Genomic DNA, 12,820 nt, shown 5'->3' with positions numbered 1-12,820 from the left:
GGAATGGCACAGGATTCCGGAACCCGGACCCTCATCTCCCACTCCCAGCTCAGCCGGGGGCGCGGCAAGGTCATCTACTGGACGCTGCTGGTCGTCGTCGTGACGGGCTTCACGCTCGTCTTCCTCGGGCCGCTCTACTGGATGGTCACCGGCGCGCTGAAGTCCGGTCAGGAGATCGCGCAGACCCCACCGTCGCTGTTCCCGAAGGATCCGCAGCCGCAGAACTACATCGACGCGTGGAACAACCTGGCCCTCGCCAAGTTGCTGTTCAACACGTTCTACTACGCCATCGGCGCGGTGCTGTTCCAACTCGTCCTCGACAGCGCCGCGGCGTACTCGCTGTCCAAGCTTCGACCGATCTTCGGCAACGTGATCCTCGCCCTGATGCTGGGGACCCTGATGATCCCGGCGATGGTCCTCATCGTCCCGCAGTACGTGACGGTGCTCGACCTGCCGATCCTGCACATCAACCTGCTCGACTCGCCGTTCGCGATCTGGCTGCCGATGGTCGCGAACGCGTTCAACATCTTCCTGTTGAAGCGGTTCTTCGACTCGATTCCCGAGGAGTTGATGGCGGCGGCTCTCATGGACGGGGCGTCGTCGCTGCGCACCCTCTGGTCGATCATCCTGCCGTTGTCGCGCCCCATCCTCGGCGTCGTCTCGATCTTCGCCGTGACGGCGGTCTGGAAGGACTTCCTCTGGCCGAAGCTGGTCATGCCGTCGCCCGAGACCCGGACGGTGAGCGTCGGCATCTACACCTTCGCCGGCGGCACACCGATGAACGTGGTGATCGCCGCGTCGGTCATCGCCGCGATCCCGACTGTCATCATCTTCCTGATCTTCCAACGGAACATCATGTCCGGTCTGACCACGGGCAGCATCAAGGGATAGCCACCACCGCATCCTCCCGCGCGGCGAACAACGACAGTTCGCCCGACAGATAACCAGGTCCGGCGGACCCGCCGACGTACTGACGCAGAAAGCAGGTGCTCGTGTCCACAGCTGACAGAAGTCCGTGGTGGCGTGGAGCCGTGATCTACCAGGTGTATCCCCGCAGCTTCGCCGACGGCAACGGCGACGGCATCGGTGACATCGCCGGCATCCGGTCCCGGCTGAACCACCTGTCCGCGCTCGGCGTCGACGCGATCTGGTTCAGCCCCTGGTATCCCTCGCCGATGGCCGACGCCGGCTACGACGTGTCCGACTACCGCGACATCGACCCGGTCTTCGGCAGCCTGACCGAGGCGGAGGCGCTGATCGCCGAGGCGCACGCGCTGGGCATCCGGACCATCGTCGACGTGGTGCCGAACCACTGCTCCGACGCGCACCCCTGGTTCCAGGCGGCGCTCGCGGGCGGCCCCGGAGCGCCGGAACGGGACCTGTTCTGGTTCCGGCCCGGCCGGGGTCCGAACGGCGACCAGCGGCCCACCGACTGGATCGGCGAGTTCGGAGGCGAGACCTGGACCCGCACCACCAACCCGGACGGCACCCCAGGCGACTGGTACCTGCACCTGTTCGCCCCCCAGCAGCCGGACTTCAACTGGGACCACCCCCGGGTACGGGCGGAGTTCGAGGACATCCTGCGGTTCTGGTTCGACCGGGGGGTGGACGGTATCCGGATCGACTCGGCGGGGCTGCTGGTCAAGGACGGAGAGCTGCCCGAGGTCCGGCCAGACCACCCGCACCCGTTCCACGACCTCGACGGGGTGCACGAGATCTACCGGGGCTGGCGTCGGGTCGCCGACTCCTACCCGGGCGAGCGGGCCCTGATCGGCGAGGTGTGGCTGCCGGACCGGCAGCGGTTCGCCAACTACCTGCGCCCGGACGAGTTGCACGCCGCGTTCAACTTCGACTTCCTCGGCTGCGCCTGGGACGCCGAAGCGCTGCGGGAGAGCATCGACGGGACGCTCAGCGCCCACGCGCCGGTCGGCGCGCCGGCCACCTGGGTGCTGTCGAACCACGACGTCACCCGGCACGTCACCCGCTACGGTCGGGCGGACACCCGGTTCAGCTTCGCCGCCAAGCGCGAGGGCATCCCCACCGACCTGGAGTTGGGCACCCGCCGGGCCCGCGCCGCCGCGCTGCTCTCGCTGTCGCTGCCCGGCGCCGCCTACGTCTACCAGGGCGAGGAGCTGGGCCTCTACGAGGTCGAGGACATCCCGTACGCGCTGCGTCAGGACCCGATGTGGGAACGGTCCGGCCGGATCGACCCGGGCCGGGACGGCTGCCGCGTACCCCTGCCGTGGGCCGGTGACGAGCCGCCGTTCGAGTTCAGCCCCGCCGGCGCCGCCGCGCCGTGGCTGCCCCAGCCGGCCGACTGGAAGGACCGGACGGCCAGCGCGCAGACCGGTGACTCGGCCTCGATGCTGGAGCTGTACCGGGCCGCGATCCAGGCCCGGCGGGCCGAGCCGGCGCTCGGTGACGGCGAACTGACCTGGCTGCCCGCACCGGACGGGGTGCTCGCCTTCAGCCGTGGCGGTGGCTTCACCTGCCTGGTCAACCTCTCCGACGCGCCGGTGCCGATGCCGGTCGAGGGGGAGCTGCTGCTGGCCAGCGGTCCCCTCGACGACGGGATGCTGCCGTCGGACACCGCGGTCTGGCTGCGTACCCCCGGATCGGCGGACGGACCCGGCCTGACCTGATTCTGCTCGCGGTGGTGCCGGCGGCTCGTCCCGGCCGCCGGCACCACCCCACCCGAGGAAAGGAGGACCCAGGGGGAACGCGTCACGCCGCACCGACACGGGGGGATCTGGCCTGCCTGACGAAAGGGAGAGCGCAGCTCATGGCCAACCACACCACCGGCACCCCGCACCACCTTCGACACCCGACCCGGGCAGGGTTGGCCGCCATCGCCGCCACCCTGCTCGCCGCCACATCGGTGACCGTCCTCGCGGTCACCGGCACCGCAACTCCGGCCTCGGCGGCCGGGTTGTCCCCCTTCGACATTTCCGGCCGGGGCGCCACCGTCCCGTTCGTCGAGCAGGAGGCGGAGGAGGCCGCCCACAACGGCTCGAAGATCGGCCCGGACCGGCGCTACGGCACGCTGCCGTCCGAGGCGTCCGGCCGGGAGGCGGTCACCCTCGACGCCGTCGGTGAGTACGTCGAGTTCACCCTCACCGCGCCGGCCAACGCGGTCACCTTCCGGTACAGCCTGCCGGACAGCCCGTCCGGCACCGGCCGGGACGCCGCCATCGACCTGCGGGCCAACGGGTCGCTGCTGAAGTCGGTCCCGGTGACGTCGAGGTACGGCTGGTACTACGGCGGGTACCCGTTCAACAACAACCCGGGCGACACCAACCCGCACCACTTCTACGACGAGACCCGGGCGATGTTCGGCAGCACCCAGCCGGCCGGCACGAAGATCCGGTTCCAGGTCTCCTCGACCGCCCAGTCGCCCTCGTTCACCATCGACCTGGCCGACTTCGAGCTGGTCGCCCCGGCGATCACCAAGCCCTCCGGTGTGCTCGACGTGGTCACCGACTTCGGCGCCGACCCGAGCGGCGCGACCGACTCGACGGCGAAGTTCCAGGCGGCTGTCGACGCCGGGAAAGCCCAGGGTCGGGCCGTCTGGATCCCGACCGGGACCTTCACGCTCTGGGACCACGTGGTGGTCGACGGGGTGACACTGCGCGGCGCCGACCCCTGGTATTCGGTGCTCGGCGGCCGGCACCCCACCGAGCGGAACAGGTCCGTCGGCATCTACGGCAAGTACGTCCCCGGTGGCGGCTACACCGGCCCGGTCCGCGCACACGAGGCGAACGGGCCGAGCCGCAACGTCACGCTGCGGGACTTCGCCATCATCGGCGACATCCGCGAGCGGGTCGACGACGACCAGGTGAACGCCCTGGGTGGGGCGATGACCAACTCGGTGGTCGACAACCTGTGGCTGGAGAACACCAAGGTCGGGGCGTGGATGGACGGCCCGATGGACAACTTCACCATCCGCAACAGTCGGATCCTGGACCAGACCGCGGACGGGGTGAACTTCCACACCGGCGTGACCAACTCGACGGTGACGAACACGTTCGTCCGCAACACCGGCGACGACGCGTTGGCGATGTGGGCGCAGAGCGTGCCGAACGTCAACAACTCCTTCGACCACAACACCATCGGGGTGACCCTGCTGGCGAACCACCTGGTCAGCTACGGCGGCCGGGACATCAAGATCACCGATAACGTGACTGCCGACTCGGTCACCAACGGCGGCGGCATCCACGTCGCGAACCGTTACCCGGGTGTGCAGGGCGACACAGCGGTCCGGGGCACCTGGACGGTCGCCCGGAACACGTTGATCCGCAACGGCAACTCGGACTACAACTGGAACTTCGGCGTCGGGGCGATCTGGTTCTCCGCCCTCAACGAGGCGTTCCAGCAGGCCACCATCAACATCACCGACACCGACATCCTGGACAGCTCGTACGCGGCGCTGCACTGGATCGAGGGCCAGACCAGCGGCATCAACCTCACGAACGTGCGGATCGACGGCGCCGGCACGTACGCGCTCCAGGTGCAGGCACCCAGCCAGGTGTCCTTCACGAACGTGCGGGCCACGAACATCGCGCAGAGCAACCCGATGCACAACTGCGTGGGCAGTGGCTTCCAGATCACCCAGGGCAGCGGTAACTCCGGCTGGTACACGTCGACCCCGTACTGCGGGCCGTGGCCGGAGCCGCGGTGGGGTGGCGGCCCCAGCACCCCGCCGACCACCGGCCCCACCACCGCGCCGCCCACTACCGCACCCCCGACCACGCCGCCGCCGACCACGCCGCCACCCACCGGCGGGAACCTGGCGCTGAACCGGTCGACGACCGCGACCAGCACCAACCAGAACTACACGGCGGGCAACGCCGTGGACGGCAACGCGGGCACCTACTGGGAGAGCGCCAACAACGCCTTCCCGCAGTCCCTGACGGTGGACCTGGGCTCGGCCCGCTCGGTCGACCGGGTGGTGCTCAAGCTGCCCGCCGGCTGGGAACGCCGCACCCAGACCCTGTCGGTGCTGGGCTCCACCGACGGGTCGTCGTACGCCACACTGGCGTCGTCCGCCGGCCGCGTCTTCGACCCCGGCAGCGGCAACACCGTCTCGATCGGGCTCCCCTCCGGTGACCGCCGCTACATCCGGGTGAGCGTCACCGGCAACACCGGCTGGTCGGCCGCCCAGCTCAGCGAGATCGAGGTGTACGGCGGCACCGCCACCACACCGCCGCCGACCACCGCACCCCCGACGACGGCGCCGCCGACCACCGCCCCGCCGACCACGCCCCCGCCCAGTGGCAACCTCGCGGCCGGACGGTCGGTCACCGAGACCAGCCACTCCGACGTGTATGCCGGATCCAACGCGGTGGACGGCAACGCCAACACCTACTGGGAGAGCGCCAACAACGCCTTCCCGCAGTCGCTGACGGTGGACCTGGGCACCAACCGGACGGTGTCCCGGGTCGTCCTGAAACTCCCACCGTCGTCGGCGTGGCAGACCCGTACGCAGACGCTGGCGGTGCTCGGCTCCACCACCGGCTCGTCCTTCAGCACCCTGAAGGCGTCCGCCGGCTACACCTTCAACCCGGCCAGCGGCAACACGGTCACCGTGACCTTCACGGCGACCAGCCAGCGGTACCTGCGGCTGACCGTCACCGGCAACACCGGCTGGCCCGCCGGTCAGCTCAGCGAGTTCGAGGTCTACTCCAGCTAGGCCGACGGCCCCCGCCCGAGCCGGGCGGGGGCCACCGGTCGGGCGTCCGGCGCAGCGCGGCACCGGCCCCACCCGCACCCGTTCCACACCGCACCGTCCCCCACCTGTCGCGGCACGACGGGCGTACCCCTGCACCCGTCACCGGGCAACGCACCCACACCACCCCCGAAAGAGGTGTAGCCACCCATGTCGAGAAACGGCCCCACCCGAGGCACCCCGCACCGAGCCCACCAAGCCGGCCGACTGCCGGCCCGTCGGCGGCTGCTCGCCGGCGCGCTCGCCGGACTGCTCCTCGCCGCGGTCCCCGCCCTCACCCCCGCGACCGCGGCACCGGCGGCCACGCCGGCTCCGGCCCCGGCCGGGTCCGCCCGCGCGGCCCTGCTCGCCGGGCTGTCCGCCACCATGACCGCCAGCAGCTACAACCAGAACTACGTGGCGGGCAACGCCAACGACGGCAACGCGTCGACCTACTGGGAGAGCGCCAACAACGCGTTCCCGCAGTGGATCCAGGCGGACCTGGGCGCCACGGTCAGCGTCGACCGGGTGGTGCTCAAGCTGCCGCCGTCGTCGGACTGGCAGACCCGCACCCAGACGCTGTCGGTGCTCGGCTCCACGAACGGTTCGTCCTTCAGCACCCTGAAGGCGTCCGCCGGCTACACCTTCAACCCGGCCAGCGGCAACACCGCGACCGTCAGCTTCACCGCCGCCAGCACCCGCTACGTACGGGTGCAGGTCACCGGCAACACCGGCTGGCCGGCCGCGCAGCTCTCCGAGGTCGAGGTGTACGGCGCCACCGGCAGCACCGACACCCAGGCCCCCAGCGCTCCCGGCAACCTGGCGTACACCCAGCCGGCCAGCGGGCAGATCCGGCTCACCTGGTCCGCGTCCTCGGACAACGTCGGGGTCACCGGTTACGACGTGTACGCCGGCGGCGCGCTGCGCGGCAGCGTGAACGGCTCGACGCTCACCTACACCGACAGTCAGCCGGACAGCGCCACCGTCTCGTACTACGTGCGGGCCAGGGACGCGGCCGGCAACCAGTCGGCGAACAGCAACTCCGTGACCCGCACCGGCACCGGCAACCCGCCCACCGGGAGCAACCTGGCGGTCGGCAAGCCGATCACCGCCTCCGGGTTCGTGCACACGTTCGTGGCGACAAACGCCAACGACAACAACGTGGCCACCTACTGGGAGGGCAACGGCAACCCGAGCACGTTGACAGTGCAGCTCGGCGCGAACGCCAGCCTCAGCCAGGTCGTGGTGAAACTGAACCCGGACTCGGCCTGGGGTGCGCGGACGCAGAACATCACGGTGCTCGGCCGGGACCAGGGCTCGTCGTCCTTCACCACGCTGGTGGGCGCGGCGAACTACTCCTTCAGCCCGGGCAGCGGCAACACGGTGACCATCCCGGTCTCCGGCGCGGCCGCCGACGTCCGGCTCTCGATCGCCTCGAACACCGGCGCCCCGGCCGGTCAGGTGGCCGAGTTCCAGGTCTTCGGCACCCCCGCGCCGAACCCGGACCTGACCGTGACCGGCATGTCGTTCAGCCCGTCCGCTCCCGTGGAGACCAGCACCATCACGCTCTCCGCGACCGTGCGTAACGCGGGCTCGGCGGCCTCCGGTGCGACGAACGTCAACTTCTACCTGGGCTCCACCCGGGTCGGCACCGCGTCGGTCGGTGGCCTCGCGGCCGGCGCCTCGACCACTGTCAGCGCCAGCATCGGCACCCGGGACGCGGGCAGCTACCCGCTCAGCGCGAAGGTCGACGAGAGCAACGCCGTCGTCGAGCAGGACGACACCAACAACAGCTACACCAACCCGAGCCCGCTGGTGGTGAGCCCGGTCGCCACCAGTGACCTGGTCGCCTCGGCGGTCGCCTGGTCGCCGGGCAACCCGTCGGCCGGCAACACTGTCACCTTCTCCGTGTCGATCCGCAACGCCGGCAGCGTGGCGTCCGCGTCCGGGTCGCACGGCATCACGCTCACCGTGCTCAACGAATCGGGCACCGTGGTGCGTACCCTGACCGGCTCGTACTCGGGCGTGATCAACGCCGGGGCCACCGTCGGCCCGGTCAACCTGGGCACCTGGACTGCCGCGAACGGCAAGTACACCGTCCGGGTCGTGCTCGCCGCCGACAGCAACGAACTGCCGGTCAAGCAGGGCAACAACTCAAGTGACCGTCCGCTCTTCGTCGGTCGCGGCGCCAACATGCCGTACGACATGTACGAGGCCGAGGACGGCGCGGTCGGCGGCGGCGCCAGCGTCGTCGGGCCGAACCGGGAGGTCGGCGACCTGGCCGGCGAGGCGTCCGGCCGGCGTGCGGTGACCCTCAACTCGACCGGTAGCTACGTCGAGTTCACCACCCGGGCCAGCACCAACACGCTTGTCACCCGCTTCTCCATCCCGGACGCGTCGGGCGGCGGCGGGATCAACTCGACGCTGAACGTCTACGTCAACGGCACGTTCCACAAGGCCATCGACCTGACGTCCCGCTACGCCTGGCTCTACGGCAACGAGACCAGCCCCGGCAACTCGCCGAGCGCGGGCGGGCCGCGGCACATCTACGACGAAGCCAACGTCATGCTCAACTCGACAGTGCCGGCCGGCAGCAAGATCCGCCTCCAGAAGGACGCGGCCAACACCACCAACTACGCCATCGACTTCATCAACACCGAGCAGGTCTCGCCGATCGCGAACCCGGACTCGGCCCGTTACGCGACGCCGGCCGGCTTCACCCACCAGGACGTGCAGAACGCCCTGGACCGGGTGCGGATGGACACCACCGGCAACCTGATCGGGGTGTACCTGCCCGCCGGCAACTACTCCACCTCGTCGAAGTTCCAGGTGTACGGCAAGGCGGTCAAGGTGACCGGCGCCGGGCCCTGGTACACCCGGTTCAACGCCCCCTCCGGCCAGGACAACACCGACATCGGCTTCCGGGCCGAGAACTCGGCGGCTGGATCGTCGTTCGCGAACTTCGCCTACTTCGGCAACTACACCTCGCGCATCGACGGCCCGGGCAAGGTGTTCGACTTCGCCAACGTGTCGAACATCGTGATCGACAACATCTGGGCCGAGCACCAGGTCTGCCTCTACTGGGGCGCCAACACCGACTACATGACGATCAAGAACTCGCGGATCCGCAACCTGTTCGCCGACGGCATCAACATGACCAACGGCAGCACCAACAACCTGGTCAGCAACAACGACGCCCGGGCCACCGGCGACGACAGCTTCGCGCTGTTCTCGGCGATCGACGCGGGCGGCGCGGACATGCGGGACAACATCTACGAGAACCTGTCCTCGACCCTGACCTGGCGGGCCGCCGGTGTGGCCGTCTACGGCGGCTACGGCAACACGTTCCGCAACATCTACATCGCGGACACGCTCGTCTACTCCGGCATCACCATCAGCTCGCTCGACTTCGGCTACCCGATGAACGGCTTCGGCGCTAGCCCGCCGACCCGGTTCGAGAACATCTCGATCGTCCGGGCCGGTGGACACTTCTGGGGCGGGCAGACCTTCCCGGCGATCTGGGTCTTCTCCGCCTCGAAGGTGTTCCAGGGCATCCGGGTCAGCGACGTCGACATCGTCGATCCGACCTACAGCGGCATCATGTTCCAGACCAACTACGTCGGCGGGCAGCCGCAGAACCCCATCACCGACACGGTCTTCACGAACGTCTCGATCAGCGGGGCGCGCAAGAGTGGTGACGCCTACGACGCCAAGTCCGGCTTCGCCATCTGGGCCAACCCGATGCCGGAGGCCGGGCAGGGGCCGGCCGTCGGGTCGGTCACCTTCACCAACCTGCGGCTGAGCAACAACGCGGTGGACATCCAGAACCCCACCACGACCTTCACCATCAACCGCAACTGACCTGACCCGCACCGGATGCCGCCGGGAGGTGCACTCCTCCCGGCGGCATCGTGCCGTGCCGCCCCTCGCCCGCGACGAACCGGGCCGCGCCGGCCGCCGCGTCGGTGGCGAGCGAATCCATCCCGTACGCCAACTCGGTCGCCAGCGCCTCCGGCTCGCCCCGACCGCCGCCGGCAAGCAGCGCCGCCCGGTCGTTGCGCAGGCAGGTCTGCGGGTGCCGGGCGATCGCCGCCGCCAGCTCCTCGGCCGCGGCCCGCGCCTGGCCGGGCGGCACCAGCCGATTGACCAACCCCATCGAGTACGCCTCCTCCGCCGGCACCGGCCGGCCGGTGAGGATCAGATCCATGGCCCGGCTCTCGCCGATCAACCGGGGTAACCGCACGGTGCCCCCGTCGATGAGCGGCACCCCCCAGCGGCGGCAGAACACCCCGAGCGTCGCGTCGGACTCGGCGACCCGCAGGTCGCACCAGAGCGCCAACTCGAGCCCGCCCGCCACCGCGTACCCGGAGATCGCCGCGATCACCGGTTTGCTGAGCGTCATCCGGGTCGGACCCATCGGGCCGTCGCCCTCCGGCTCGACCCGGTTACCGCTCGGCGTGCCGAGGGCCTTGAGGTCGGCTCCGGCGCAGAACGTGCCACCGGCCCCCCAGAGCACGGCCACCGCCGCGTCCGGGTCGGCGTCGAAGGCGCGGAAGGCGTCCGCGAGTGCCCGGGCCGTCGGCCCGTCGACGGCGTTGCGAGCGGCCACCCGGTCGAGCACGACAGTGGTGACCGGCCCGGCACGCTCCACCCGCACACCCATCAACCCAGCATGCCCGCCCCACCCCGCGCCCACAATCCCCGTCGATCTTGCACGTGGTGCCGTGTTCCGGCCAGGCGTACGGTCGGCCGGACAGCAACCGCGAGATCGCGCTCGGTGACGAATTTGTCGCTCGAGACCGGTTTGCGACCCTCTCCGCCGGGAAGTCGGTACCCGTGCGAGCACTTCTGACGAAAGTAGAGCAGGCGTCCCAGTTGGACCGGGCCGGTGACCGGTTGCAGCGCGTCGTCCTGAGCACGCTGCGTCCGCGGCGGCTGCGGGACCTGCTGCACGGGGTGACCCTCGGCCATCCACTACACCCGGCGATGGTGCAGGTGCCGGTCGGCGCGTGGATCAGCGCCGCCGTGCTGGACCTCATGCCCGGACAACGTCGACCCGCCACCGTGCTTGTCGGCCTGGGCACCGCCAGCGCACTGCCGGCGGCGGTCGCCGGGCTGAACGACTGGGCGGCACTAGCCCGCGACCAGCGCCGGGTCGGCCTCGTGCACGCCGCCGCCAACACCGTCGGCCTGACGCTGTACGCCGGCTCGCTGGCCGCACGGCTGTCCGGTCGGCACAGCGTCGGCCGCGCGCTCGGCTTCCTCGGGCTCTCGACCGTGAGCCTCGGGGCGTACATCGGTGGTCACCTCGCGTACAAGCAGGGGGCGCAGGTCAACCAGAGCATCTCCGAGTTGCGCCGGATGACCGACGGCTGGCACTCGCTCGCCGACATGGCGACGTTGCCGCAGCGCACCCTGATCACCCGGGAGGTGGACGACGACATCTCGGTGATCCTCTACCGGCACGGTGACGAGGTGACAGTGATGTTGGAGCGTTGCCCGCACCAGAGCGGGCCGCTCGGCGAGGGCGAGGTGCAGGAGATCGACGGCCACGCCTGCGTGGTCTGCCCGTGGCACGGCAGCGCGTTCCGGCTCAACGGCGGCGAGGTCGTGCAGGGGCCCTCCGGCAACGACCAGCAGATCCTGCCCACCCGGATCCAGAACGGCGTACTCCAGACCCGCCTGCCCTGATCCGCGGCCCGCGCTCGGCGTTCGGATCAGCTACGTCGGTGGCGGCCGACCGACGGGCCGTCCGCGACCGAGTCCAGGCCGTGCCCGCCGTCGAACAGTCCGCCGTCGGCGCTGCCGCCAACCCAGCCGTCGTCGCCACCCCAGCCCGGCGGATCGGCGGGCGTCGCCCCGCTGCCGTTCGGTGCCGCGCCGTCGTCGTCACGTGTCGCTGGCGCTTCGAGGGCCGCGGCTGCCCGACTTGCGGCCCAGGCGGCGCCACTTCCCGCCGCCCCACCACCGATCCGCGCCGCGCCGCTGCCCCGGCTCGGGTTCCCGCCGGTGCTCCGGGCGGCACCGCCCCGGGGGCGGCGGCCGGACGCGGCCAACCGGGGAGCCGCGCCGGCGGTGGCCGGGCGACGGCGTAGCCCCAGGACCGCACCGATCTGAGCGCCGACAATGCTCGCCACGGCAAGTACGGCCGAGACGGCGAGCGGTCGGTTCACCCGGTCCTCGGTGCTGGCTCGGGCTGCGCCGACGGTCATCGCGGGTGGTTGGCCTGCCGAATCCGTACCGCTGGGTGGTGTTGGGGCCGGCCGCTGCGGCGCGGTCCGTTCGGGCGCCGGCCGGGGCGCGGGCGGCTTCGGTGCCGCGGGCCGGTCGACGAGCCGTCCGGTGGCGTGCTGCCGGGCGCCCTGGTCGGCGGCCTCCGTCGGCAGTCGGAGTAGCTGACCCGGGCGGATCCGGTCCGGGTCGTCGAGTTTGTTGAGCTTGGCGAGCTGCCGGTAGTCGCCGAACTCGTCCAGGTAACGCTCGGCCACCTCGCCGAGGTAGTCGCCCCGCGCCACCCGGTACACCGGCGCGGCCCCGTCGTCGGCTGTCGAGCCACCGGGTGCGGCGAACCCTGTCCCGGCCCGGCCGACCAGCCCGCTCCGCGCCAGCGGGGCTGCCGTGTCGGGCGTCGCGCCCACCCGGGTCGGCGCGGCCAGGGTGGCGGCGGTCGCAGCGTCGGCGCTCGCGTACACCGGGGCGCCGTAGACCGCCGCGGCGCTGGCGGCGGCCGGGCTGGCCGCGAGGATCAGCGCCACCGAGCCGACCAGTGCCGCGGCGGCCTTCTGCTGGCGACCCATCCCGGGCAGCTTCGGCGCCGGGCGGCGCAGGCTCTGCGCCCCCAGCTCGACGAGGACGGAGAAGGCGAACGTGGCCCAGCCGAACCAGCCGGCCACCGCCAGTGCCCGCAGGAAGAGCTGACCGTCGTCCCGGCTGGTAAGCGCGGTGCCGATCTCGGCCAGGGTGGGAAGGTGATCAGGCAGGGGATTGCCGGCGAAGGCCAGCAGTGCGATCGGCGCGCCGACCAGCAGCGCGCAGAGCACGGCCAGTGCGCCGAGGCCGGTGATGACGCGTCCGGTCCGCCGTACGACGGACCCAGCCGATACGGGCATGGCTGCC

At 71.0% G+C, this 12,820-nt stretch carries 6 protein-coding genes and 1 pseudogene; 5 read left to right on the top strand and 2 right to left on the bottom strand.

What is annotated here, in order from left to right:
* Window positions 1-3 precede the first annotated feature (3 nt).
* The 4 genes from AB0F61_RS08895 to AB0F61_RS08880 all read left to right on the top strand — a co-directional run bounded on the left by AB0F61_RS08895 (window position 4) and on the right by AB0F61_RS08880 (window position 9,565).
* Window positions 4-891, top strand: a complete 888-nt coding sequence (locus tag AB0F61_RS08895; RefSeq protein ID WP_357805443.1) for a carbohydrate ABC transporter permease — start codon at window positions 4-6, stop codon at window positions 889-891.
* Window positions 892-1,031: 140 nt separating this feature from the next.
* Window positions 1,032-2,642, top strand: a complete 1,611-nt coding sequence (locus tag AB0F61_RS08890; RefSeq protein WP_357805440.1) for a glycoside hydrolase family 13 protein — start codon at window positions 1,032-1,034, stop codon at window positions 2,640-2,642.
* Between the two features lie 140 nt (window positions 2,643-2,782).
* Window positions 2,783-5,689 (top strand): discoidin domain-containing protein, encoded by a 2,907-nt coding sequence (locus AB0F61_RS08885; protein WP_357805437.1) that lies wholly within the window; start codon window positions 2,783-2,785, stop codon window positions 5,687-5,689.
* A 186-nt stretch (window positions 5,690-5,875) separates the two neighbouring features.
* A complete protein-coding gene (locus AB0F61_RS08880) occupies window positions 5,876-9,565 on the top strand; it encodes a discoidin domain-containing protein (RefSeq protein WP_357805434.1) in 3,690 nt (1,229 codons plus the stop codon).
* On the opposite strand, the gene AB0F61_RS08875 is transcribed toward AB0F61_RS08880, so the two are convergent.
* Window positions 9,552-10,367: a crotonase/enoyl-CoA hydratase family protein gene (locus AB0F61_RS08875; RefSeq protein WP_357805432.1), complete on the bottom strand. Its 816-nt coding sequence runs from the start codon at window positions 10,365-10,367 to the stop codon at window positions 9,552-9,554. The genes AB0F61_RS08880 and AB0F61_RS08875 overlap by 14 nt on opposite strands.
* 173 nt (window positions 10,368-10,540) lie before the next feature.
* Between AB0F61_RS08875 and AB0F61_RS08870 the strand changes: the two genes are divergently transcribed.
* On the top strand, window positions 10,541-11,395 hold the full coding sequence (locus AB0F61_RS08870) for a Rieske 2Fe-2S domain-containing protein (protein ID WP_357805430.1): 855 nt from the start codon (window positions 10,541-10,543) through the stop codon (window positions 11,393-11,395).
* A gap of 383 nt (window positions 11,396-11,778) precedes the next feature.
* Here the strand turns inward: AB0F61_RS08870 and AB0F61_RS08865 are convergent.
* Window positions 11,779-12,813 (bottom strand): annotated as a pseudogene (locus AB0F61_RS08865) (LysM peptidoglycan-binding domain-containing protein); the annotation flags it as partial.
* Window positions 12,814-12,820: the final 7 nt, after the last annotated feature.

The sequence above is a fragment of the Micromonospora sp. NPDC023888 genome, assembly GCF_040639415.1.
Lineage (GTDB): Bacteria > Actinomycetota > Actinomycetes > Mycobacteriales > Micromonosporaceae > Micromonospora.
The sequence above is the reverse complement of the archived record's forward strand: the minus strand, read 5'-3'. Positions and strand labels throughout refer to the sequence as shown.

Excerpts from the sequence above, each read along its gene's own strand:
- AB0F61_RS08885 (WP_357805437.1), top strand. The coding sequence starts at position 2,783 with ATGGCCAACCACACCACCGGCACCCCGCACCACCTTCGACACCCGACC.
- AB0F61_RS08880 (WP_357805434.1), top strand. The coding sequence starts at position 5,876 with ATGTCGAGAAACGGCCCCACCCGAGGCACCCCGCACCGAGCCCACCAA.
- AB0F61_RS08895 (WP_357805443.1), top strand. The coding sequence starts at position 4 with ATGGCACAGGATTCCGGAACCCGGACCCTCATCTCCCACTCCCAGCTC.
- AB0F61_RS08875 (WP_357805432.1), bottom strand. The coding sequence starts at position 10,367 with ATGGGTGTGCGGGTGGAGCGTGCCGGGCCGGTCACCACTGTCGTGCTC.